Origin of the sequence: Xenorhabdus sp. IM139775 (assembly GCF_028598745.1) — a bacterium.
Taxonomy (GTDB): Bacteria; Pseudomonadota; Gammaproteobacteria; order Enterobacterales; family Enterobacteriaceae; genus Xenorhabdus.
The window spans coordinates 35,120-58,730 of sequence record NZ_JAQRFK010000004.1; the positions used below are offsets into that span (position 1 = coordinate 35,120).

The window sequence follows — 23,611 nt, forward strand, 5'->3', positions numbered from 1 at the left end:
AGCAACAGGCAAGGTTCAGATATGCGAAAGGCCACGAAAGTGGCCTTTTTCAATTACGATGTTGCAAAAACAGATGCGAGCAGCTTCGCAATTTTATTCAAGTTGACCAAATTTAATATCCGCATCATCACGTAAATTCATGATGAGTGACTCCAGCATGCTATTACCTGTCTGGTATTGGTAACCCATCATATATTGTTTGAGCTGATCATCTGTCACAGAGCCCGGAACAACTTTATCCAACTGGATAAGCACCGCGTTACCCAGTTCGTCTTGAGCTAATCCATAGACAGGCTTACCCTCTTTAGGGTGCGGTAAAGTGAATGCCATATCAATCGCCTGATTAGTTTGTGACAGGTGTTTTATCACAGTAGGCTGCTCGAACTGAATTTCTGCTGCTTTCAGTGCCGGCTCACCTTTACCTTCTTTCAAGCCAGCCAAGAGTTTTTCACTTTCAACCTGAAGCTGTTTTTCCGCTTTCTGGCGTTTCACCAACTCAGCCACCTCAGATTTAGCCTGTTCAAGCGACTGGACTGTCTCAGGTTTAACCTCGTCAACACGCAGAATAAAGGCTCTGTCGCCCTCAACCGAAATGACATCTGAGTTTACGCCTGTCGCTCCTTTACCATCAATCAAATTGCCAGAGAAAATCGCCTGAACAACTTGATTGAAATTAATGTCAGCCGGAACATGATCGCGATCAAACCAGTCAGTGGTCACTGCCTGATAACCTGCCGCTTTTTCTGCTGCTGCCAATGAGTCATTGTCATTCGCGGCAGCATCACTCACTTTTCGCTGTAATGCATAGAACGCATCAACCGCTTTTTCCTGCTTAACAATTTTTTCTATTTCCGAACGCACATCCGCCAATGGCTTGACTTCCTGAGGCTTAATATCATCCAAACGGAAAATTGCATATCCATTAGATAATTTGATCACCGCTGAAAGTTGCCCTTTCTGGGTCAAATTCGTTGATTTAAGCTCATCCGGCAGAGCGCTTTCTTCCATCCAACCCAGATCACCGCCCTTTTGAGCAGAATATTTGTCGGTCGATTTTTCTGAGGCCAATTGACTAAAATCGGCGCCTTTCTTTAACTCATCCAAAACCGATTTAGCGGCAGCGTCTGAATCTTGTTGCATGAAGCTGTACTTTTTCTGTTCAGGCTTCGTGTATTTCGCCAAGTTATCTTTATAGTATTTTTCAATATCAGCGTCAGATACAGTGACATTTTTCAGTTCATTCTCTGCATCCATTTTGAGATAACTGACTTTCACTCTCTCCGGCACAGTGAAATGTTTACTATTCGCATCATAATAGTTTTTCAGCTCTTCATCAGTCACTGTTTGCTTCTCTTCAATTGATTTCAATTCAAGAGTGGCAAAACGCACTGTCCTTTCTTGAAAAAGTAAGGCCGCTTCCTGTTTTATTTCCGGCGGTAATGCAATTTCCGCACCTATAACCATTTGCTGCAATTGACGCGTAATCAGCTCCTGACGAATCTGTTCAGCCAGATTATCAAGGCTAGCGTTTGAACGGGCAAGCCAGCTTAAATATTCCTGATATTTGTTGTTGTCAAATTGGCCATCAGTCTGGAGAAACGGTAGATTACGTATCTCTTGGGCAACCTGATTATCACTTGCTGATAAACCCAGCTTACGGGCATATTGTTCAATCAAGGTCGCATTGATGAGTCTATCCAATGATTGGTGCCGAAGCTGCTGCAACCTTTGTTCATCGCTTAACAACGTTGAAAATTCATCACCCAGCTTCTCCTGTTGCGCATTTTTTTCTTGCAAAAATGCCTGCTCCAGTTGAGCACGACTAATGGTTTGGCCATTCACTTTGGCAGCATAACTACCGCTTTCGCTGGACAGGTAACCTGTTACACCAGTCAGCAAAAAAGTCAGGATAATTAGAGCCAACACAATTTTGAGCACAGGACCGTTCGCCGCCGTGCGTAGGTTGTCCATCATAAAGACGTAAAACTCCGCTTTAGTGAAAAAGAAACTGTCATATTACGCTAATTCAAACGTTAAGAGAAAAAAAGCGCACCAATCAATTGATGCGCTTATATTCTAGCCGATCAATACGGGCTAGTCAGTTGAAGTTTATCGCTATAACAAGAACCAGATCCGGTTTCCTGTCCATTAACCATTAACAGCATCTTTTAAACCCTTTCCAGCCCGGAAAGCAGGTACTTTTGCTGCTGCGATCTTGATTTCCTTACCTGTCTGAGGGTTGCGCCCTGTACGTGCAGCTCGCTCACGCACAGTAAACGTGCCGAACCCCACTAAAGCGATATCATCACCGTCTTTCAATGCACCAGATACTGAAGAAATGAATGCATCTACTACACGTCCGGCGGCTGCCTTAGAAATGTTTACATCAGCAGCAATTTTGTCGATCAGTTGTGATTTATTCACTCTTATTCATCCCCATTTTAGTTTTACTATCATAACGGAAACTGATTTATGACGGATAACACGACAGTTATGCCGTCATATCAACCCTTTCCAGTATTAGCAAGAAATCATAGAACAGCAAAATATTTAATCAGATAATTATACTAATCTAATTTAGTGACACAAAAAAAGGCTGGCAAGCCTGAATTGACTCACCAACCTGAATTTTATATACAGTTCTTGAGTTAGTTCACTATTTTTGTACTATCTTACTGATATTACATTACTTTAGTGATACTAATCCTGCACCAAATGCGGGTTCCTGCAACGCAATAGATAAAACATCTTCTATACGCTTGACGGGATGGATCTCCAAGTCTTGGACCACATTCTGTGGGATCTCTTCCAGATCTCGTTTATTGTCATCCGGGATCACAACCGTCTTTATTCCCCCACGGTGCGCTGCCAGTAATTTCTCTTTCAGGCCACCGATTGGCAGAACTAAGCCACGCAGAGTAATTTCTCCCGTCATGGCCACATCAGCACGAACAGGATTGCCCGTCAGACAGGAAACCAATGCAGTACACATTGCAATCCCCGCACTTGGACCATCTTTGGGGGTTGCCCCTTCCGGCACATGTACATGGATATCACGTTTTTCATGGAAATCAGCACTGATGCCCAGCTTATCCGCACGAGCCCGAACAACGGTCAAGGCGGCCTGGATAGATTCCTGCATCACTTCACCCAATGAACCGGTATAAGTCAGTTTACCTTTACCCGGTACACTGGCTGTTTCAATCGTCAGCAAATCACCACCAACTTCTGTCCACGCCAGACCAGTTACCTGCCCCACCCGATTTTCGGTATCAGCACGGCCATAATCTACTCGCTGCACACCCAGATACTCTTTCAGATTATCCGCATTGATTTCGATGTGCTTGAGCCTCTTATCCATCAATAATGCTTTGACCGCCTTACGACACAATTTAGAGATTTCACGTTCCAAACTACGAACGCCAGCCTCACGTGTGTAGTAGCGGATAATGCCAATAATTGCACCATCATCTATAGTCAGTTCGCCTTTTTTCAGGGCGTTTCGCTCAATTTGTTTCGGCAACAGATGACGTTTGGCAATATTCAATTTTTCATCTTCGGTATAGCCCGATAGACGAATAACTTCCATACGATCCAGCAATGGTGCAGGGATATTCATGGAGTTAGATGTTGCCACGAACATGACATCGGAAAGATCGTAATCAACTTCAAGGTAATGATCGTTAAATGCGACGTTTTGTTCAGGATCAAGTACTTCTAACAATGCCGAAGCGGGGTCACCACGCATATCGGATGACATTTTGTCAATTTCATCCAATAAGAACAGTGGATTTTTAACCCCTATTTTGGACATTTTCTGGATTAATTTGCCCGGCATTGAACCAATATAGGTACGACGATGACCACGGATTTCCGCTTCATCGCGTACACCGCCCAATGCCATGCGTACATATTTACGCCCAGTTGCACGGGCAATAGAACGACCCAATGAGGTTTTGCCCACACCAGGAGGCCCTACCAAGCAGAGTATCGGCCCCTTGAGCTTGCTGATACGGCTCTGTACCGCAAGATATTCAAGAATACGCTCTTTGACGCGTTCCAAACCATAATGGTCTGTATCCAACACTTCCTGCGCTTTGACTAAATCTTTTTTTACCTTGCTACGTGCAACCCAAGGAACTTGCACCATCCAATCAATGTAACTACGAACAACCGTTGCTTCGGCTGACATCGGAGACATCATTTTTAATTTCTGCAACTCAGCTTCGACTTTTTCACGCGCCTCTTTTGGCATCTTCGCGTCTTCGATCTTGCGTTTCAGCGTCTCGTATTCATCAGGTGCATCATCCATCTCACCCAATTCTTTCTGAATTGCTTTCATTTGCTCATTCAGGTAGTACTCGCGCTGGCTTTTTTCCATCTGTTTTTTAACGCGATTGCGGATACGTTTTTCTACCTGTAGCAAATCAATTTCTGATTCCATCATGGCGATCAGATATTCAATGCGCTCAACAATATCAGACATCTCTAAAACTGTCTGCTTATCGTTGATTTTCAATGGCATATGTGCAGCAATGGTATCTGCCAATTTTGCCACATCTTCAATACTGTGCAACGATGTCAATACTTCTGGTGGAATTTTTTTGTTCAGCTTGACATAACCTTCAAACTGATTAATCGCTGTTCTTACCAGAACTTCTTGCTCACGTTCATCAACGTCAGAGGATTCAAGGTACTCAACTTGTGCATAAAAATATTCGCCATTATCCGTCAACGTGGTAATGCGAGCGCGCCGCAAGCCTTCAACCAGAACTTTTACTGTGCCATCCGGCAATTTTAACATCTGTAACACAGAAGCCACTGTACCGACGGAGAAAAGATCATTGACTCCCGGTTCATCAGTAGATGCTTCTTTTTGCGCGACCAACATGACTTGTTTGTCATGCTCCATTGCTGCTTCCAGGCAATGAATCGACTTCTCACGCCCAACAAACAGAGGGATCACCATATGTGGGTAAACCACTACATCGCGCAAAGGCAATACAGGGATTTCTATGCGTTCGGAACGCTCAGGATTCATAGAGCTCTCTCTTCGTTTAGCTTTCGCCAGTTTTAGGAATCTCGTGAAACACGGTTTTCACGAGTTTCACTTCAAAGAATACAAAATATATGGGGACAGGAATCTGACATTCAATAGCCTATGTCTGCAAAAAACAAAATGAGGGAAAACCCCTCATTTTTTGTTTTTTCAATGCGTCTTGATAATCAGCACTTCCTTACCCCATTTCTTCACTCACCAGAAACTTGGGCATCCGGCTTGCTATATATCAATAATGGTGTGGAGTTATCTTCGACAACCGTTTCATCAACGACAACTTTCTCTACATGTTCCATTGATGGCAGATCGTACATTGTATCCAGCAAAACACCTTCAACAATTGAACGAAGGCCACGGGCACCCGTTTTACGCGCCATGGCTTTTTTCGCTATGGAAGTCAGTGCTTCTTTTCTGAATTCCAGTTCAACACCCTCAAGGTTAAACAGGGCCTGATACTGTTTCGTAAGCGCATTTTTCGGTTCCTGTAGGATTTGAATCAATGCTTCTTCATTAAGTTCAGTCAGCGTTGCCACAACGGGCAGACGACCGATGAATTCAGGAATTAACCCAAACTTGATCAAATCTTCCGGTTCAACCTGAGACAGCAATTGACCTTCTGTTGCTTTCTCCGATTCACCACTAACTTTAGCACTAAAACCAATACCTGAACTGATATTCAAACGCTGGCTGACCACTTTATCCAAACCGGCAAACGCACCGCCACAGATAAACAGGATCTTGGAAGTATCAACTTGCAAAAATTCCTGCTGTGGGTGCTTACGACCACCTTGAGGTGGAACCGCCGCCACAGTGCCTTCAATCAGTTTCAACAGGGCCTGTTGAACCCCTTCTCCCGATACATCACGAGTAATTGAAGGGTTATCAGACTTACGGGAAATTTTATCTATTTCATCAATATACACGATACCACGTTGTGCCTTCTGCACGTCGTAGTCACATTTTTGCAGAAGTTTCTGAATAATATTTTCTACGTCTTCCCCAACATAACCTGCTTCGGTCAATGTCGTGGCATCAGCCATCGTAAACGGAACGTCTAAATAGCGAGCCAATGTCTCTGCCAACAACGTCTTACCGCTACCTGTCGGGCCAATCAACAGAATATTACTTTTGCCGAGTTCCACGCCGTTAGTGGTATCACCATTACGTAGTCTCTTGTAATGGTTATAAACCGCAACTGCTAACACCTTTTTCGCTGTTTCCTGGCCGATAACATAATCATCCAGATGTTGGCGAATTTCATGCGGGGTAGGCAATGCGCTACGCTCACGATGTGGTACCAGCTCCTTAATTTCTTCGCGAATGATATCATTACATAAATCGACACATTCATCGCAGATATACACTGACGGGCCAGCGATTAATTTCCGTACTTCATGTTGGCTTTTCCCGCAGAAAGAGCAATACAGCAGCTTTCCTGAACCGTCTTTGCGCTTATCTGTCATCAGTCAACCTCACTTTATGAACTGTTATCCCAGTTTGTCCGGCATAACAGAAAAAACGCTGTTATTACTCCGACTAGTTTAGCGTCAACATCAAAAAACGCTCAGAGAAAGGCTAGCATCGGAGTAATAAGGTAATTATTAATAATTAGTTACGCTGGGTGAAAATACTATCAACCAATCCGTATCCTACGGCCTCTTCGGCTGACAAGAAACGATCGCGTTCTGTATCCCCAATAATCTTCTCAAGTGGTTGCCCGGTATGTTTCGCCATCAATTCGTTCATACGGGCTTTAACTTTGAGTATTTCCTGCGCATGGATTTCTATATCAGTCGCCTGTCCCTGAAAACCACCCAGTGGCTGGTGAATCATCACTCTGGAATTTGACAGACAGAAACGCTTCCCTTGCGCGCCAGCGGTCAGCAGGAATGCCCCCATTGAACAAGCCTGTCCCATACAAATAGTACTCACATCGGGTTTGATAAACTGCATCGTGTCATAAATAGACATTCCTGCTGTAATAACCCCACCAGGTGAGTTGATATATAAATGAATATCTTTTTCTGGGTTTTCTGCTTCCAAGAATAACATCTGGGCAACGATCAAGTTCGCCATATGATCTTCAACAGGCCCGGTTAGAAAAATAATACGCTCTTTCAATAAGCGGGAATAGATATCAAATGCACGCTCTCCACGTGCTGTTTGTTCAACCACCATCGGCACCAAAGACATGTTAGGTGCATATTGATCTTGCTTGCCACTGTATGACATTTCCGTCTCCTAATAGAACTCACGCTGGTGCCATTCATAACTGATTCTACTTGAGATAAGCGATGATGACCATGATCCAAAGTTAACTAACAAGGGGAGCTTCCCCCTCTAAAAAGTAGTAAGCCCCTACATAATAGTAAGAAAGGATATGAGGTTAAATCTGTTTTTTTCAAGAACAATAAAAAAACCCGCAAGCATAGCCTGCGGGTTTACTTCGGTTTGCTTCATTGAGTGCGAGGCTTCATCATCTCAGGCAATCAATAAATGAAACTTATGCCCATTGATTTTGGTTCATAAGATCATTGAAGCCAGTTTCTTTTTCAGAAACTTTAGCTTTACCCAGAACAAGTTCAACCGCCTGCTCTTCCAGAGCAATGTTGCGAACGCTGTTCATCATTTCTTTGTTTTTGCTGTAGTATTCAACAACTTCTTTCGGATCTTCATAAGCTGCCGCCATTTCTTCGATCAACGTAGTCACGCGATCTTCTTCGACTTTCAGCTCATTGCTGCTGATCACTTCGCCTAACAGCAAGCCAACAACAACGCGGCGTTTCGCCTGCTCTTCGAACAGTTCACGTGGCAGTTCCAGAGCTTGTTTTTCGTTGCCGCCAAAACGTTGGGTAGCCTGACGACGCAGTACATCGATTTCACCATCAACCACTGCCGCAGGCACTTCAATTTCGTTAGCCTTAACCAGACCATCAAGAACCTGAGTTTTGATGTTGTTACGAACAGCATTTTTCAGTTCACGTTCCATGTTCTTACGAACTTCGGCACGCAAACCTTCAACAGTACCATCAGTAACACCAAAACGGGCGATGAACTCTTCAGTCAGCTCTGGCAGTTCACGCTGTTCAACTTTTTTCAGGTTGATCACGAACTTCGCAGCTTTACCTTTCAGATTTTCTGCATGGTAGTCTTCTGGGAAGGTCACATCGATGGTAAATTCTTCACCTGCTTTATGGCCAACAACACCGTCTTCAAAGCCTGGGATCATACGACCCTGACCCATTGCCAGAACGAAATCAGTTGATTGACCGCCTTCGAACTCTTCACCATCAATGGAACCCGTGAAGTCAACAGTGACGCGATCTTCCGCGGTCGCTGCCTCATCGCTTTCTTTCCAAGTCGCCTGCTGTTTACGCAGTGTATCCAGCATGTTGTCAACGTCTGCATCTTTAACGTCAACAACCGGTTTTTCAACTTCGATTTCTTCCAGACCTTTCAGTTCAATTTCCGGATAAACTTCAAATTCAACTGCGTAAGTGAAGTCTTCACCTTCTTTAAACTGTTCAGGCTTGTAGCTTGGTGCGCCTGCTGGATTGATTTTCTGCTCAATAATCGCATTGATGAAATTGCGCTGCATCAGATCACCCAGAACATCCTGAAGAACAGAAGCGCCGTAACGCTGCTTAACGACCTTCATTGGCACTTTGCCTTTACGAAAACCGTCGATACGGACTTTCTTTGCTACATTAACCAGTTCACTGTCAACTGATTTTTCGATATCGGCAGCAGGAACGGTGATTGACACACGACGCCCAAGGCCTTGAGTGGTTTCAACAGAAACTTGCATCTTGTTACCTCAAAAAAATCATAGTGCTCGGTCAACTTCAGAATGACTGTAATGCTTATCACAAGCGAATGACAGTCTTCTTTAAGAACCGGGGGCGGTCGCATTTAAAAACCGAGAATCCCTGTGATCAGAAGCGTCCCGAAACCATTCTAAAAATTTAGACGCAACATTATAGCGACGCAGACGGTATGAGTCGAGAATTGCAGACAAAAGCATGCATGATTCGTTGACTGACTATGATAAACGTTGCTCAATGACTACATCACGATGTCGTTTATGATGCTATTTGTTGATGCAATAGCATCATAAACAAAAATACAGCCCGAAGGCTGCTGGCTAAAATTAACCCTGGATGAATCAAATAAAGATAAACAAGCTATTTGATTATCCTAAAAAATCACAAAGTTGACGTCGTTGTAGTGCCACCACGACATGCCGGGGAAGCCAGAACCGTATCTTCCAGTTCTGCCCACTCCTTTTCCGTATAAGTATGAAGCGCCAAAGCATGCACGCCTTCCTCTAATTCTTTAGCCAAGACACCATATACTGAACGGTGCCGATTCAGCATTCTTTGTTCAACAAATTCATTGCTGATGAGAATGATTTTAAAATGGCTTTCAGAACCCGCGGGCACATTGTGACGATAACTTTCATCAATGACTTCCAGATGAGAAGGCTTAAATGCCGCCTGTAACTTTGTTTCTATTTCTTGACGAACCATCTCATTCTCCTCAATCACCAAAGGTTGTTTATTAACCACACTATTGATTCTAGTTTATTCCCCATGATTTATAACATCGGGAAGTTATTAAATCCCTTTAACCGTGTTTACGTGAGGTATTTCTCACTACGTTTAAACTCTGTTTCAATCATCAGGGATATGCCGCTACCCGTGGCGATGCTATGATTACGGCGTTTATTCTTCCAGTATTAATATATTGAATATCTGAATCTTAAATTGAGAAAACCCAAATGCTAAAGAAAATATTTATTCCATTGATGACACTTTTCTTTTTAGCTGGATTATCTGGCTGCGCAGACTCAAGCAATACATTAGCTATCCAGCCGAAAATTACTCTGCCACTGGCTGATCCAACCATGAAAGCAATTACAGTCACTATTAGTGGGGATGACCAGCGTCAATCTCAAGCCCTGGCCCAAATTAATCGTGATGCACGATTAATCACACTGGTTCCTTCCCGCGATTTGCGCTTTCTGCTGCAAGAAGTCCTGGAAAAACAAATGGTGGCTCGTGGTTATATGATTGGTTCTCCCGCCAATGCCAATTTACGGGTCATTGTGAATCAACTCTACGCCAATGTGAAAGAAGGCAGCCTTCGTCACGATATTTCAGCAAAAGCTGAAATATCCATCATTGCTTATGCTCAAGACGGTAGTCAACAAACCAAAAACTACCGGACTAGCTACAATGTTCAGGGGCCATTGGGGGCAACAAACGCAAAAATTGCTGGCGCAGTCAATACGGTCCTGTCTGACGTGATCGCAGACATGGCTCAAGATGCGTCAATCAGCACCTTTATCAAGCAAAACATCCGCTAACAGGATAATGTATAAACTTTCTGCTTAATTCTACAGGATGATATGCAGAAAGTTTTGGGAGGCTCATGACTAACCATCGTTATTTAAACCTATCTGCATTACGCAACTATCGTACCCTTCTATTGCTGGGCTTTGCCTCAGGTCTACCTCTCGCGCTCACTGCTGGAACGTTACAAGCATGGATGACTGTCGAAAATGTCGATATCCGAACTATCGGTTTTTTCACTTTGGTTGGTCAGGCTTATGTGTTTAAGTTCCTCTGGGCACCCACGATGGATCGATATACCCCCTCCTTTTTCGGACGCCGGCGGGGGTGGATGCTCATTACTCAACTGTTACTGATCGTCAGCATTGCAGCAATGGGATTTCTGCAACCTTCTCAGCATTTATGGTGGCTGGCGGCATTGGCTGTGGCTGTGGCATTCTTCTCAGCTTCTCAGGATATTATTTTTGATGCCTATAAAACTGACCTGTTGACAAAGGAAGAACGCGGATCAGGTGCTGCCATTTCCGTACTGGGCTATCGGTTGGCGATGCTGACTTCGGGTGGCCTTGCCTTGCTGCTTGCCAGCTATATTGGCTGGCAACCTATGTATTGGGTTATGGCAGGTTTCATGTTGATTGGCGTTTGTGCCACGCTGACCGCCAAAGAACCAAACCTGAATACCGCACCGCCAAAAACATTGCATCAAGCGGTATTCGAACCATTATCCGATTTTTTCAGCCGAAACAATGCCTGGCTTATCCTGTTATTGATTGTATTGTACAAACTGGCCGATGCCTTTGCGCTCTCACTCAGCACACCTTTTCTTATTCGTGGCGTGGGCTTCGATCCCGTCGAAGTCGGGATGATCAATAAAACCCTCGGACTTGCTGCTACCATTGTCGGTGCATTGTACGGGGGTTATTTGATGCATAGGCTGAGTCTGTTCCGTGCCCTGATGATGTTCGGCATTCTTCAAACCGTTTCAAATTTTGGTTACTGGGTACTGGCTGTCACCCCTAAGGACATCTACGTCATGGGGGGAGCGATTTTTCTGGAAAATATTTGTGGCGGTATGGGAACTGCGGCTTTTGTCGCCCTCCTCATGACCTTGTGTAATAAATCATTTTCAGCCACACAGTTCGCTTTGCTTTCTGCATTATCAGCCGTTGGCCGCGTTTATGTTGGCCCGGTCGCAGGATGGTTTGCAGAAGCCTATGGTTGGCCAACGTTTTATCTCTTCTCGGTGATTATCGGATTACCGGGGCTTGCGTTGTTGCTTGTCTGCCGTAAGACACTGGATTACACCCAGAAAAATGATAGCTTCCTGCCCCGCACACTCTTCAAGAATGCTTATAAATCCGCCTTTATTATCATGATATTGGCCGCCCTGATGTTCATCGTTTGGTTAATGATCAGCAGTGTGTTGTTTATCAACATTCATTTAGTCTCTCTGATATGCACGCTATCCCCAGAATATATTCTCAATCTGCATAAAGTCAGTGATTGGATATCCCCACTATTATCCTGGAGTATCACCATTGGAATCTTAGGTCTTCTTTTAGGAGGAATGTTGGATTATTTGGCTTTAAGGAGAAGTAAGCTCACTTAGTCGCTTTTCTCTACTCAATGCCTTTTTCATCTCTGTTTACAACAGAAGGCTGACAAAGTTCAGCTTTCTGTTGCCCGTTTATAGTGACAAGCTTCACAAGAAGAGTAAAAAAACACAATTCTGTGGCCTGAATTACATCTTTTTCAAGGTGGAATTATTTATATTTGAACTAACAAATATTATTATTTGAGCGCACATTATTTCGAACTATTCGAAATATCGTTAACCACCTTAAAACCATATAAAGGGAATTTATGAAAAGACGTATTTTGACACTCACCGCAATTGCCGCTGCCTTAGTTTCTGCTTCAGCCAGCGCGGAATACCAGTGGGGGTTTGGCAATGTCAGCATGAACTACCTTGACTGGAGTGAACATACCACTCATAAAACCGGGCAATCTTCGCATAAAGATGATTTTGCTTATCTAGAACTGGAAGGTGGGGCAGGATTTAGCTGGGGCGAATTGTATGGCTTCGCTGATTTAGAGAATCCTTTTAACAGTAAAACAGCCCAACCGGGTGATAACCAACGTTACACTTTCAAGACAACAGGCCGTTTCTATCTGGGTGAGACGGGTTTCAACCTTTATGGTCATGTCTATGGAACCTATTCATTACCAGGCAAAGCAAACGGTGGAAACTTCCATGAAGTCAACACCCTGTATGGATTAGGCTATAACGCTAATATTGCCGGCCTGTGGTTCAAGCCTTTTGTCGCACTGCATTATGTTGACCAACCTTTCTATTCAGGAAAAAATGGTTATGTCGTAGGCTGGGTTGCCGGATACGATTTCAACCTTTGGGAACAAAAATTCAGCGTGACAAACTGGAATGAAATTGAATTAAATCGCAATCAACGTTATGGCAATGGCGGACGCGAAGGTATCAATGGCGCTATCGCATTATGGTGGACACCACATCCTTCTTTTACAACTGGCGTTCAATACCGCTATGCGGATAACAAACTGGGAGAAAACTTCTTGCAGGATGGCATTGTTTACAGTGTAAAATATAACTTTTAATAACTAATTTTATCGATGAGCAGCCTAATGCTGCTCATTGAAACCAATAAATAATAGTTATCCTACCGATAAAAATGCGTGTTCCAGCATTTTTTCTTTTATTCCTGTCAAGTTTTTCCCTTTTAAAATAGAGGGTTATTTAAAAATGATTGTCTATTTTGATTTTTTGGTTAAGATAACTATCCGAAATTAACGTTTTGTTAAATTAGGCCCCACATGTGATCCCCCTAGCATAAAAAGCCTACAAGCCAACCTGCTTCTATTACAATTGTTTACACTCCGGTAACCTTACCGTAGAATGCCCACACTGATGAAACGACAATAAAGCTTTTGTTATCTGGGGTCGCTCAATGAGACTTGTGAAATACAAAAAAATTATTGGGTTATCGTCACTACTCACAGCCACCTTAATGCTAGGTGGTTGCGATATGGTATTGATGAATCCCAAAGGGGCGATCGGCGTTGAACAAAAAACGCTGATACTAACGGCGTTTGGCTTAATGCTGATCGTTGTTATACCGGCTATTGTAATGGCAATCGTTTTTGCCTTGCGTTACCGGGAAGCCAATAAATCTGCAACTTATCGTCCAAACTGGGCACACTCAAATAAAATTGAGCTTGTCGTTTGGACAGTACCTATCCTGATTATCATCACGTTAGCAACGATTACATGGAAAACGACGCACGAGCTCGATCCATATAAGCCATTGGACAGTGATGTGAAACCGGTGACGATTGAAGTGATTTCCCTTGACTGGAAATGGCTGTTTATCTATCCGGAACAGGGTATCGCAACTGTAAACGAAATTGTATTCCCTAAAGATGTTCCAATTAATTTCAAAATCACCTCAGACTCTGTGATGAACTCTTTCTTCATCCCACAGTTGGGTGGCCAGATTTATGCAATGGCTGGCATGCAGACAAAACTGCACTTAATTGCTAACTCAACGGGTAAATACGACGGGTTCTCAGCAAGTTACAGTGGTCAAGGCTTCTCTGGCATGAAATTCACTGCAACAGCAACTGATGATCGTGCAGGTTTTGAAGAGTGGGTGCAGAAAGTTAAAGCATCCCCCAAAACCCTGGATACTGTGCAAGCATTCAATGAGTTGGCTAAACCTAGCCAAAACAACCCCGTTGAATACTTCTCAAGCGTGAAACCAAAACTGTTCCAAGAGACTATCGCCAAATTCATGGGTGACATGGGCCATGGTGGTATGCATGGCATGGCGGGTCATGGCAAAACAGAACATGGTGAAGCTGCGGGTCATAATATGAATATGAGTCAGCCGGCTCATTCAGGTGTTGAGGAATAAAGGCATGTGGGGAAAATTAACACTGGATGCGATCCCATTGCATGAACCCATTATTGTGGTGACATTGCTTGGGATCTTGCTTGGGGGACTGGTCGTTGTCGGTTCCTTAACTTATTTCCGTAAATGGAAATGGCTCTGGAATGAATGGTTAACCAGCGTTGACCATAAAAGAATTGGTGTCATGTACATCGTCGTTGCCATGGTGATGATGCTCCGTGGTTTCGCTGACGCCATCATGATGCGTGGACAACAAGCCTTGGCTTCCGCTGGTGAAGCTGGTTACCTGCCCCCGCACCATTATGATCAGATCTTCACCGCTCACGGCGTTATCATGATCTTTTTTATGGCGATGCCTTTCGTTGTCGGCCTGATGAACATTGTGGTTCCTCTGCAAATCGGCGCACGCGACGTTGCATTCCCATTCCTGAACTCTTTGAGCTTCTGGCTATTTGTTGTCGGCGTCGCGCTGATCAACATCTCTCTGGGGGTGGGTGAGTTTGCACAAACCGGTTGGTTGGCCTACCCGCCGCTATCCGGTCTGGAATATAACCCCGGTGTTGGGGTCGATTACTGGATATGGAGTCTTCAGCTCTCCGGTGTCGGTACATTGCTGACAGGTGTTAACTTCTTCGTGACCATCCTGCGCATGCGTGCACCGGGCATGTCCATGATGAAACTCCCTGTCTTTACATGGGCTTCACTGTGCACCAACGTACTTATCATTGCGGCCTTCCCAATCCTGACGGTAACCATCGCGTTGCTGACCCTGGATCGTTATCTGGGCACCCATTTCTTTACCAACGATATGGGTGGCAACATGATGATGTACATCAACCTGATTTGGGCTTGGGGTCATCCCGAAGTTTACATTCTGGTTCTGCCTGTCTTTGGTATCTTCTCTGAAGTCACGGCAACCTTCTCGAAAAAACGCCTGTTTGGTTATACCTCACTGGTGTGGGCGACAATCGTTATCACCATCCTGTCGTTCATAGTATGGTTGCACCACTTCTTTACCATGGGTTCCGGTGCAAACGTCAACGCCTTCTTTGGTATCGCCACGATGATTATCTCCATCCCAACCGGGGTTAAGATCTTCAACTGGCTGTTCACCATGTACCGTGGTCGTATTGAATTCAAAACCCCAATGTTGTGGACGGTTGGCTTCCTGGTCACTTTCTCCATTGGTGGTATGACGGGCGTTCTGCTGGCAGTACCGGGTGCTAACTTCGTTCTGCATAACAGTTTGTTCCTGATTGCTCACTTCCATAACGTTATCATCGGCGGTGTGGTATTCGGCTGCTTCGCAGGTACAACTTACTGGTTCCCTAAAGCATTTGGGTTCACCCTGAATGAAAAATGGGGCGTCCGTGCATTCTGGTTCTGGATCATTGGTTTCTTCGTTGCTTTCATGCCACTGTACGCACTGGGCTTCATGGGGATGACCCGTCGCCTGAGCCAAGATATCAACCCAGAATTCCACCCATTGCTGGTTGTTGCAGCGGGCGGCGTGGCCCTAATCGCCTTAGGTATTTTGTGTCAGATTATCCAGTTCTACGTCAGTATCCGTGACCGTGACCAAAACCGCGATCTGACCGGCGATCCATGGGGTGCCCGTACTCTGGAATGGTCAACTTCATCTCCACCTCCGTTCTATAACTTTGCTGAAGTTCCACACATCCAGACTCGTGATGCATGGTGGGATATGAAAGAAAAAGGCACTGAATATAAGCGCCCTGCTAAATATGAAGAAATTCATATGCCTAAAAACACGGCAGCAGGTGTGATCATCAGCGCATTTTGTCTGACATTAGGCTTTGCTTTGATCTGGCATATCTGGTGGATGGCTATCGCAAGTTTCGCAGGTATCGTCATTAGCTGCATCGTGAAAAGTTTTGACGAAGACGTTGATTACTACGTCCCTGTCGCTGAAGTCGAAAAAGTTGAGAATCAGCGTTACGAAGAACTGAGAAAGGCAGGTGTGAAATAATGTCGACTCAAACCCTTAACAACACAGCCGCCCATGACGCTCATGGGCACCACGATACAGGGGCTAACAAAGTATTTGGCTTCTGGATCTACCTGATGAGTGACTTGGTTCTGTTTGCAAGTCTGTTCGCTACCTATGCAGTGCTGGTTAATGGCACTGCCGGTGGCCCGTCTGGTAAAGATATTTTTGAACTGCCATTTGTATTGGTGGAAACCTTCCTGCTGCTGTTCAGTAGTATTACCTATGGTTTCGCCATGCTGAACATGAACAAAGGTAAAGTGGCACAGGTTAACCTGTGGCTGTTCATTACCTTCCTGTTTGGCCTTGGCTTCGTTTCAATGGAAATCTACGAGTTCCATAAACTGATCACGGAAGGCTATGGCCCTGACCGCAGTGCATTCCTGTCCGCCTTCTTTGCGCTGGTTGCCACTCACGGTCTACACGTCACCTTCGGCCTGATTTGGATCATCACGCTGATGGTTCAGGTTTCACGTCGTGGTCTGACTGACGTGAATCGTACACGCCTGAATTGCCTGAGCCTGTTCTGGCACTTCCTTGATGTCGTATGGATCTGTGTATTTACTATCGTTTATCTGATGGGAGCGATGTAATGAGTCATCCAAATACTTCTCATTCCGGCGCCAGCCACGGTAGTTTCAAAACCTATATGATTGGTTTTGTACTGTCAGTCATCCTGACCGTGATCCCATTCTGGATGGTGATGGAAGGTACAGCTTCACACAGCACAATTTTGGTGACCGTCGTTGCCATGGCTGTTATTCAGGTCTTTGTTCATTTCATCTGCTTCCTGCATATGAATACATCATCTGAAGAGCGTTGGAACCTCCTTGCTTTACTATTCACATTACTGGTCATCGCGATTGTTGTTGTTGGCTCCCTGTGGATCATGTACAACCTGAACATCAATATGATGGTTGATTAAGGGTTGATTTGAATGATTAAGCAATACCTGCAAGTGACCAAACCAGGAATTATTTTCGGAAATCTAATTTCTGCGATTGGTGGTTTTCTACTCGCTTCCAGGGGCGTAATAGATTACCCCTTGTTCTTTGCAACGATGGTCGGGGTATCGCTGGTGGTAGCATCAGGTTGTGTATTCAACAACTATATCGACCGCGATATTGACCGTATCATGGAAAGAACGAAAGAAAGGGTCCTTGTGAAAGGGCTTATCGATCCGAAAACCAGCCTGATTTACGCCTCAGTGTTAGGTATTGCTGGCATAGTGCTGCTCTATGTAGCAGCCAATGCCTTAGCAATGCAGTTAGCTCTCATTGGGTTTGTCATTTATGTCGGGGTTTATAGCCTCTACATGAAAAGAAAATCTGTTTATGGCACGCTGGTTGGTAGCTTGTCAGGCGCAGCACCTCCCGTGATCGGTTACTGTGCAGTAGCAGGACATTTTGATACCGGCGCATTGATCTTATTGTTGATCTTCAGCTTGTGGCAGATGCCCCATTCTTACGCCATTGCTATTTTTCGGTTCAAAGATTATCAAGCGGCCAACATCCCAGTATTACCCGTGATTAAAGGTATTTCCGTCGCGAAAAACCATATCACCCTGTATATTCTGGCCTTTATGGTTGCCACTTTGATGCTGGCCATCAGTGGTTATGCAGGTTATAAATACCTCATTGTCGCTGCCGCAGTGAGTATCTGGTGGCTGGGTATGGCATTATCAGGTTATAAAACCTCTAATGACCGTATTTGGGCCCGTAAGTTATTTCTGTTTTCTATCGTCGCTATCATGTCATTAAGCGTCATGATGTCTGTAGATTCATCAGCATCGCCAGAAAACCTACTGACTTACGTCTGGTAATATTTAGAGGGCAGGGTTTACCCTGCCCTCTTTTTCCTTTCCTTTATCTCTATCAATGACAACTTATTCGTTCGGTTGCAAACGCTTCTTTTCCGTTTGCCTCTCACTTGATTGAAATGTCATACCAGATTTTTTGAGGTACCCGTGAACGATAATAAAATGACCCCGCTTGAACTTCGGGCGACATGGGGCTTAGGTTCCGTTTTCTCTCTGCGCATGTTAGGTATGTTCATGGTTCTACCTGTTCTGACGACCTATGGCTTAGAATTACGTGATGCGACAGAAGCGCTTATCGGCATTGCTATCGGCATCTACGGCTTAACACAAGCAATATTTCAGATCCCATTTGGGCTGCTGTCAGACAAAATTGGCAGAAAGCCTTTAATCATAGGCGGGCTTCTCATCTTTGCATTAGGCAGTATTATTGCCGCCTTAAGCGACTCTATTTGGGGAATTATTATTGGGCGTGCCCTGCAAGGCACGGGAGCCATATCCGCCGCTATCATGGCATTACTTTCAGATCTGACCCGTGAGCAGAATCGAACAAAAGCCATGGCATTTATCGGCATTAGTTTCGGTATCACCTTCGCCTTTGCAATTGTTGTCGGCCCGATTATCACCCACCAAATTGGTTTAAATGGCCTGTTTGGCGCCATTGCAATCCTGGCTGGCTGCGGGATCTTTATCACACTGTTTGCCGTGCCGAGTACACACAAGCATTTGCTAAATCGCGAATCCGGTATCGCACGCGGCAGCCTCAAACGGGTGCTTTCAGATCCTCAATTAATAAAACTTAATATTGGTATTCTCTGCCTGCATACCTTATTGATGTCGAGCTTTGTTGCCCTTCCCCTCATTATGGAAAAAGTGGGTTTTCCTCCACAACAACACTGGAAAGTGTATTTAATCACCACCCTTATCTCTTTTGTCGCTGTCCTGCCTTTCATTATTTATGCAGAGACAAAACGTCGCATGAAGCAGGTATTTTTACTGTGTATCGCGATGCTATTCATTGCGGAAGTCGTTTTATGGCTTCAAGGCTCGCATCTTTGGGGGATCTTTGCCGGCATTCAAATTTTCTTCCTTGCGTTTAATATCATGGAAGCTATTTTGCCTTCACTTATCAGCAAAGAAGCGCCTGCGGGTTACAAAGGCACTGCCATGGGGGTTTACTCCACCAGCCAATTCCTTGGCGTTGCTTTGGGAGGCAGCCTTGGGGGAATGCTTTACGAATGGCAAGGGGCATCATTCGTCTTTATGGGGGGCGTCGCACTGACGGCATTCTGGTTTATTATCAGCCTGACATTACGGCAACCGCCCTATGTCAGCAGTATCAGGATCATTTTGCCGGAGCAACTCTGTGCCCCTGAGATTTTAGAGAAAAAGATATTGGCGCAGGCTGGAGTAAAAGATGTCGTTATTGCACCAGAAGAGCTGAGTGCCTATATCAAAGTCGATACCAAACAGACCAATCGCGAGCAGTTAGAACAGCTTGTCTTATCCCATAAATAGCCTGCGAAATTTATAATAAGTACGGTGTTTACCAAACACCGTACTATCATCGATATTAATCGCGGAAATTCGTAAACTGGAAAGGCTGACCCAATTCTGCACCGCGAATCAATGCAATGACACCTTGCAAATCATCACGCGCCTTACCGGTTACCCGTACTTGCTCACCCTGAATTTGAGCTTGTACTTTCAGCTTGCTGTCTTTAATCAGCTTCACAATCTTTTTCGCTAACGGCGTATCGATACCTTGCAGCAAGGTCGCTTCTACACTGTAGGTTTTGCCACTATGAACCCTATCTTCAGGAACATTGAGCACCGAACCATCAATTCCACGTTTAGCAAATTTTTCACGCAGAATATCGACGAGTTGGTTCACCTGAAAATCAGATTCACTGGCAATTTTGATCGATTCATTCTTTTCATTTAATTCAAAACTTGCGTTGACGTTGCGGAAATCCCAACGACTACTTAATTCCCGCTGCGCATTTTCTACTGCATTACGCACTTCCGGCATCTCAACTTCAGAAACAATATCAAATGATGGCATTGCCCGTCACCTCCTGCTAATCAATAAATCGGCATGATAACCGCTTTCTATTATTGGCAAAAGCTCTATACTCGGGAAGCCCAACGATCTTTTTGAAATTATCATGTTTCGAGATCAATGAGCGTTAATGACGATCGAGGTTCCTCATGAAAGCGTCTCTCAAGGAAGAAATATGAAAATAACCGTTCTTGGCTGTGGCGCTATAGGTAAACTGTGGCTTGCTGCCTTATCCAAAAAAAATCATCGTGTTCAGGGATGGTTAAGGGTTCCACAACCTGTTACTTCCGTTCAAATCGAAAACTTCAATGGTCAGGTCTTTAAGCAACAATTTCCTGCCAATGACGAAAAACACCTTGCTGAAAGCAAGTTACTCCTCGTTTGTTTAAAAGCATGGCAAGTGTCTGATGCAGTTAATCATCTGGCTGGCAAACTTTCCCCTCATTGCCCAATCCTGTTATTGCATAATGGAATGGGAACCCCAGAAGAGTTTGCGCCTTTGCCCAACCCGATTTTACTGGGTGTGACCACTCATGGTGCCTATCGAAAAAACGACATAGTGTACTATAAGTCACAAGGCATAACTCACATTGGAGCCGTAACCGCCAATGCTGCCAAGTTCAGCGATCTGGCCGATGTTTTACACTGTGCCCTGCCTGATGTGGCATGGCACAATGAAATACAGGCTATCAGTTGGATGAAACTTGCCGTTAACTGTGTCATTAACCCACTCACGGTCATCTATGACTGCAAAAACGGTGACTTACGGCATTACCCTGCACAAATTCAGGCACTATGTGACGAAATTTATCACGTGATGAAGCATGACAATATCCATATAACCCAACAAACCCTGATTGATTACGTCATGAACGTCATTGGGCAAACCGCTGAAAATTACTCATCCATGCTGCAAGATATACGGGCACAGCGACATACAGAAATAGACTACATCACCGGCTTTTTAATACGCCGGGCCCGTGTTCACGGTTTGCCAATCACCGAAAATACCATTGTTTATCATTACATTAAGCGCAAGGAGGAAGAATATGAGCACCTCAGCCCTTATTTGCCTCGCTCACGGCAGTGAAGAAATCGAGGCCGTCACAACGATTGATTTACTTGTTCGGGCAGGAATTAACGTTACCGTCGCCAGCACAGAAACCGATGGCACCCTCATATTAACCTGTTCTCGCGGTGTCAAAATCGTTGCCGATGCCCCCTTAGTTGATGTCATTGACGAGGATTTTGATGCCGTTATTCTGCCGGGAGGGCTAAAAGGTGCAGAATGTTTTCGTGACAGCTTACTGGTTGTAGAAAAAATTCGAACCGCACAAAGTCAGGGGAAAATCATTGCGGCAATTTGTGCATCTCCGGCGATCGTATTGGAATACCATCAACTTTTTCCTGTCGGCAACATGACTGGCTATCCCAGCATGCAGGATAAGATTGCGCCGGAGAAATGGATTGATAAACGCGTGTATTTTGACGAAAGAGTCAATTTACTGACCAGCCAAGGGCCTGCCACCGCTTTTGACTTCGCCTTGAAACTGATTGAATTGTTGGAAGGAAAAGAAAAAGCCGCCGAAGTTGCCGCCCAACTCGTTTTACCGCCCGGTATTAATAATTTCCAGTGACCGCCGATAACCAAGCAGCCCGAAAAATAGACCTGAAAAATAAACGGAAGATACATAGGCTGCCTATCGGATAGGTTCCGTAAGCAGCCTGACAAATTAAGGTCGATACACTTTCACGTTATCGAAACCCTGTTCACGCAGATAAAGTGCCTGTAAACGGCTCATCACACCACGTTCACAATAAAGCAGATACGTTTTTTCTTTCGGCAAATCACCAAACTGAGTACTCAGTTTATAGAAAGGCAATGATTGAATTGCAATACCGTCTATGTTTAACGGCCGATCGTCCTGTTCATCAGGGGAACGGATATCCAGCAACACATCACCAGAAGAAAGTGCTGATACCATTTCCACTTCTACCACTTGCTCACTGGTTTGCTCGGCAATTTGGCGGATATCCAGATTCTGGGCTTCACTCACGACCCGCGCTAAAATCTCAAAGTCAAAATTGTTCTCTTCTGCTTCAATTTTGGCTTTAACCGCTTTCACTGTGGGGCTTTTTGATATCACACCACAAAATTCGGGCATAGTGCGGGCAAAATCTTCGGTGCCAATCTCACGGGCCAGCTTAATAATGTGCTCTTTATCATGAGAAATCAGGGGGCGCAGGATCAGCGTATCGGAGGCATTATCGATCAACCTTAAGTTAGTCAAGGTCTGGCTGGATACCTGCCCCAAGGCTTCACCGGTGACAATCGCCTGCACACCGTAGCGTTCTGCAACGCTGGAGGCTGCCCTGACCATCATTCTTTTCAGTACAACGCCCATCTGCCCGTCATCAACTTTTTCCAGAATTTCCGCAACGACAGGGGCAAAATCGACCGCAACGAAGCGGACTTTGTGCGAACTGCCAAACCGGTTCCACAAATAATGGGCAACCTGCTTGACGCCAATCTCATGGGCTGAGCCACCAAGATTAAAGAAACAGTAGTGCACACGGCAGCCACGGCGCATCAGCATATAACTGGAAACACCGGAATCAAAGCCACCGGAAATCAATGACAGCACATCTTCCTGCGTACCAATAGGAAAACCACCAATTCCTTCATAACGGGCTTTCACCAAGATCAGCGTGTCCTGATCAATTTCCAGATTCACCGTCACATCAGGCTGAGTCAGTTTCACTTTGGCTGATTCGATATGTTGGTTCAACCCGCCACCGACATAACGCTCGACTTCATTAGAGGTAAAACTGTGTTTACCGCGGCGCTTTGCGCGAACACAAAATGTCTTACCATGCAGTAAGTGGCCATAGGTTTCGTAGGTTTGCTCAAAGATATGATGTAGATCACGATAATCCCGCTCTTCCACTTGCAGGATATGGTGAATACCGGGAATACGTGTCAGTGCGTCACAAATTTCGGCACTGAGGTTATCATTCTTGACCCGAACTTCGATATTATCCCAATGACGAACAACAGCAATGCCTTCGCCAAATGTTTTCAACACATTGCGGATATTGCTGGCAAGAATTTTAATAAAACGCAACCGGACGGTCTGGCTCTTGATCGTAATTTCTGGGAATAATTTAATGATAAACTTCATAGTAAGATATAGTAGTCATTCAATGTTGAACTATCACAAACAATATCAATGATTGTTCTTAAATGTTCAGTTGGATAGGGCGCAGAGTATAACACCATCTCGCTATATCACCCGTAAAAAAAATCACCCGTAAAAAACAGCGGTAACGCATGATTTATTTTTCTTGGTGTAGTAGGGTACTGGCAA

At 44.7% G+C, this 23,611-nt stretch carries 20 protein-coding genes; 11 read left to right on the forward strand and 9 right to left on the reverse strand.

Translation table 11 applies throughout. The features are described from left to right. Window positions 1-93: 93 nt before the first annotated feature. From ppiD to bolA, 7 genes are all read right to left on the reverse strand, one after another. Window positions 94-1,974: a peptidylprolyl isomerase gene (gene ppiD / locus PSI17_RS01555; protein ID WP_273550261.1), complete on the reverse strand. Its 1,881-nt coding sequence runs from the start codon at window positions 1,972-1,974 to the stop codon at window positions 94-96. 174 nt (window positions 1,975-2,148) lie between these two features. Next, window positions 2,149-2,424, reverse strand: coding sequence for a nucleoid-associated protein HU-beta (gene hupB / locus PSI17_RS01560; protein WP_273550262.1), 276 nt, complete (start codon window positions 2,422-2,424; stop codon window positions 2,149-2,151). Between the two features lie 262 nt (window positions 2,425-2,686). Next, a complete protein-coding gene (gene lon / locus PSI17_RS01565) occupies window positions 2,687-5,041 on the reverse strand; it encodes an endopeptidase La (protein WP_273550263.1) in 2,355 nt (784 codons plus the stop codon). A 209-nt stretch (window positions 5,042-5,250) separates the two neighbouring features. Beyond that, window positions 5,251-6,522 carry an ATP-dependent protease ATP-binding subunit ClpX gene (gene clpX, locus PSI17_RS01570; protein ID WP_273550264.1) on the reverse strand — a complete coding sequence of 424 codons (1,272 nt, stop codon included), beginning with the start codon at window positions 6,520-6,522 and terminating at the stop codon, window positions 5,251-5,253. 145 nt (window positions 6,523-6,667) lie between these two features. Continuing rightward, window positions 6,668-7,291: an ATP-dependent Clp endopeptidase proteolytic subunit ClpP gene (clpP, locus tag PSI17_RS01575; RefSeq protein WP_273550265.1), complete on the reverse strand. Its 624-nt coding sequence runs from the start codon at window positions 7,289-7,291 to the stop codon at window positions 6,668-6,670. A 271-nt stretch (window positions 7,292-7,562) separates the two neighbouring features. Beyond that, window positions 7,563-8,867 carry a trigger factor gene (gene tig / locus PSI17_RS01580; protein WP_273550266.1) on the reverse strand — a complete coding sequence of 435 codons (1,305 nt, stop codon included), beginning with the start codon at window positions 8,865-8,867 and terminating at the stop codon, window positions 7,563-7,565. Between the two features lie 397 nt (window positions 8,868-9,264). Beyond that, window positions 9,265-9,588 (reverse strand): transcriptional regulator BolA, encoded by a 324-nt coding sequence (gene bolA / locus PSI17_RS01585; RefSeq protein WP_273550267.1) that lies wholly within the window; start codon window positions 9,586-9,588, stop codon window positions 9,265-9,267. Window positions 9,589-9,839: 251 nt separating this feature from the next. On the opposite strand from bolA, the gene PSI17_RS01590 reads away from it, so the two are divergent. The 9 genes from PSI17_RS01590 (at window position 9,840) to PSI17_RS01630 (ending at window position 19,699) form a co-directional block, all read left to right on the forward strand. Beyond that, complete coding sequence (locus tag PSI17_RS01590) at window positions 9,840-10,427, forward strand: lipoprotein (RefSeq protein ID WP_273550268.1); 588 nt, start codon at window positions 9,840-9,842, stop codon at window positions 10,425-10,427. 65 nt (window positions 10,428-10,492) lie between these two features. Then, window positions 10,493-12,022 (forward strand): muropeptide MFS transporter AmpG, encoded by a 1,530-nt coding sequence (gene ampG / locus PSI17_RS01595; RefSeq protein ID WP_273550269.1) that lies wholly within the window; start codon window positions 10,493-10,495, stop codon window positions 12,020-12,022. 254 nt (window positions 12,023-12,276) lie between these two features. Beyond that, window positions 12,277-13,044, forward strand: a complete 768-nt coding sequence (locus tag PSI17_RS01600) for a nucleoside-specific channel-forming Tsx family protein (protein ID WP_273550270.1) — start codon at window positions 12,277-12,279, stop codon at window positions 13,042-13,044. A gap of 350 nt (window positions 13,045-13,394) precedes the next feature. Continuing rightward, window positions 13,395-14,360, forward strand: coding sequence for a cytochrome o ubiquinol oxidase subunit II (gene cyoA, locus PSI17_RS01605; RefSeq protein ID WP_273550271.1), 966 nt, complete (start codon window positions 13,395-13,397; stop codon window positions 14,358-14,360). A 4-nt stretch (window positions 14,361-14,364) separates the two neighbouring features. Next, a complete protein-coding gene (gene cyoB, locus PSI17_RS01610; protein WP_273550272.1) occupies window positions 14,365-16,347 on the forward strand; it encodes a cytochrome o ubiquinol oxidase subunit I in 1,983 nt (660 codons plus the stop codon). Further along, window positions 16,347-16,958, forward strand: coding sequence for a cytochrome o ubiquinol oxidase subunit III (locus tag PSI17_RS01615; RefSeq protein ID WP_273550273.1), 612 nt, complete (start codon window positions 16,347-16,349; stop codon window positions 16,956-16,958). Before cyoB ends, PSI17_RS01615 begins: the two co-directional genes overlap by 1 nt. After that, a complete protein-coding gene (locus tag PSI17_RS01620; RefSeq protein ID WP_273550274.1) occupies window positions 16,958-17,290 on the forward strand; it encodes a cytochrome o ubiquinol oxidase subunit IV in 333 nt (110 codons plus the stop codon). Before PSI17_RS01615 ends, PSI17_RS01620 begins: the two co-directional genes overlap by 1 nt. A 12-nt stretch (window positions 17,291-17,302) precedes the next feature. Continuing rightward, window positions 17,303-18,187 (forward strand): heme o synthase, encoded by an 885-nt coding sequence (cyoE, locus tag PSI17_RS01625; protein WP_273550275.1) that lies wholly within the window; start codon window positions 17,303-17,305, stop codon window positions 18,185-18,187. Between the two features lie 144 nt (window positions 18,188-18,331). Next, window positions 18,332-19,699 (forward strand): MFS transporter, encoded by a 1,368-nt coding sequence (locus PSI17_RS01630; protein WP_273550276.1) that lies wholly within the window; start codon window positions 18,332-18,334, stop codon window positions 19,697-19,699. A 55-nt stretch (window positions 19,700-19,754) separates the two neighbouring features. Here the strand turns inward: PSI17_RS01630 and PSI17_RS01635 are convergent, their stop codons facing one another. Continuing rightward, window positions 19,755-20,246, reverse strand: a complete 492-nt coding sequence (locus PSI17_RS01635; RefSeq protein WP_273550277.1) for a YajQ family cyclic di-GMP-binding protein — start codon at window positions 20,244-20,246, stop codon at window positions 19,755-19,757. A 172-nt stretch (window positions 20,247-20,418) separates the two neighbouring features. Between PSI17_RS01635 and panE the strand changes: the two genes are divergently transcribed. Further along, a complete protein-coding gene (gene panE / locus PSI17_RS01640) occupies window positions 20,419-21,333 on the forward strand; it encodes a 2-dehydropantoate 2-reductase (protein ID WP_273550278.1) in 915 nt (304 codons plus the stop codon). Continuing rightward, the gene (yajL, locus tag PSI17_RS01645) at window positions 21,293-21,880 is read left to right on the forward strand and encodes a protein deglycase YajL (protein ID WP_273550279.1); all 588 of its coding nucleotides are present in this window, start codon (window positions 21,293-21,295) and stop codon (window positions 21,878-21,880) included. The genes panE and yajL overlap by 41 nt, the downstream gene beginning before the upstream one ends. A gap of 96 nt (window positions 21,881-21,976) precedes the next feature. Here yajL and thiI read toward each other — a convergent pair whose 3' ends face one another. Then, the gene (thiI, locus tag PSI17_RS01650; RefSeq protein ID WP_273550280.1) at window positions 21,977-23,425 is read right to left on the reverse strand and encodes a tRNA uracil 4-sulfurtransferase ThiI; all 1,449 of its coding nucleotides are present in this window, start codon (window positions 23,423-23,425) and stop codon (window positions 21,977-21,979) included. Window positions 23,426-23,611: the final 186 nt, after the last annotated feature.

Bases quoted from the DNA above. Each gene is read 5' to 3' on its own strand.
- PSI17_RS01635 (WP_273550277.1), bottom strand. From the start codon at position 20,246: ATGCCATCATTTGATATTGTTTCTGAAGTTGAGATGCCGGAAGTGCGT.
- ampG (WP_273550269.1), top strand. From the start codon at position 10,493: ATGACTAACCATCGTTATTTAAACCTATCTGCATTACGCAACTATCGT.
- tig (WP_273550266.1), bottom strand. From the start codon at position 8,867: ATGCAAGTTTCTGTTGAAACCACTCAAGGCCTTGGGCGTCGTGTGTCA.
- panE (WP_273550278.1), top strand. From the start codon at position 20,419: ATGAAAATAACCGTTCTTGGCTGTGGCGCTATAGGTAAACTGTGGCTT.
- clpX (WP_273550264.1), bottom strand. From the start codon at position 6,522: ATGACAGATAAGCGCAAAGACGGTTCAGGAAAGCTGCTGTATTGCTCT.
- bolA (WP_273550267.1), bottom strand. From the start codon at position 9,588: ATGGTTCGTCAAGAAATAGAAACAAAGTTACAGGCGGCATTTAAGCCT.
- PSI17_RS01615 (WP_273550273.1), top strand. From the start codon at position 16,347: ATGTCGACTCAAACCCTTAACAACACAGCCGCCCATGACGCTCATGGG.
- PSI17_RS01620 (WP_273550274.1), top strand. From the start codon at position 16,958: ATGAGTCATCCAAATACTTCTCATTCCGGCGCCAGCCACGGTAGTTTC.
- PSI17_RS01600 (WP_273550270.1), top strand. From the start codon at position 12,277: ATGAAAAGACGTATTTTGACACTCACCGCAATTGCCGCTGCCTTAGTT.
- thiI (WP_273550280.1), bottom strand. From the start codon at position 23,425: ATGAAGTTTATCATTAAATTATTCCCAGAAATTACGATCAAGAGCCAG.
- yajL (WP_273550279.1), top strand. From the start codon at position 21,293: ATGAGCACCTCAGCCCTTATTTGCCTCGCTCACGGCAGTGAAGAAATC.
- clpP (WP_273550265.1), bottom strand. From the start codon at position 7,291: ATGTCATACAGTGGCAAGCAAGATCAATATGCACCTAACATGTCTTTG.
- cyoB (WP_273550272.1), top strand. From the start codon at position 14,365: ATGTGGGGAAAATTAACACTGGATGCGATCCCATTGCATGAACCCATT.
- cyoE (WP_273550275.1), top strand. From the start codon at position 17,303: ATGATTAAGCAATACCTGCAAGTGACCAAACCAGGAATTATTTTCGGA.
- lon (WP_273550263.1), bottom strand. From the start codon at position 5,041: ATGAATCCTGAGCGTTCCGAACGCATAGAAATCCCTGTATTGCCTTTG.
- ppiD (WP_273550261.1), bottom strand. From the start codon at position 1,974: ATGATGGACAACCTACGCACGGCGGCGAACGGTCCTGTGCTCAAAATT.
- PSI17_RS01590 (WP_273550268.1), top strand. From the start codon at position 9,840: ATGCTAAAGAAAATATTTATTCCATTGATGACACTTTTCTTTTTAGCT.
- cyoA (WP_273550271.1), top strand. From the start codon at position 13,395: ATGAGACTTGTGAAATACAAAAAAATTATTGGGTTATCGTCACTACTC.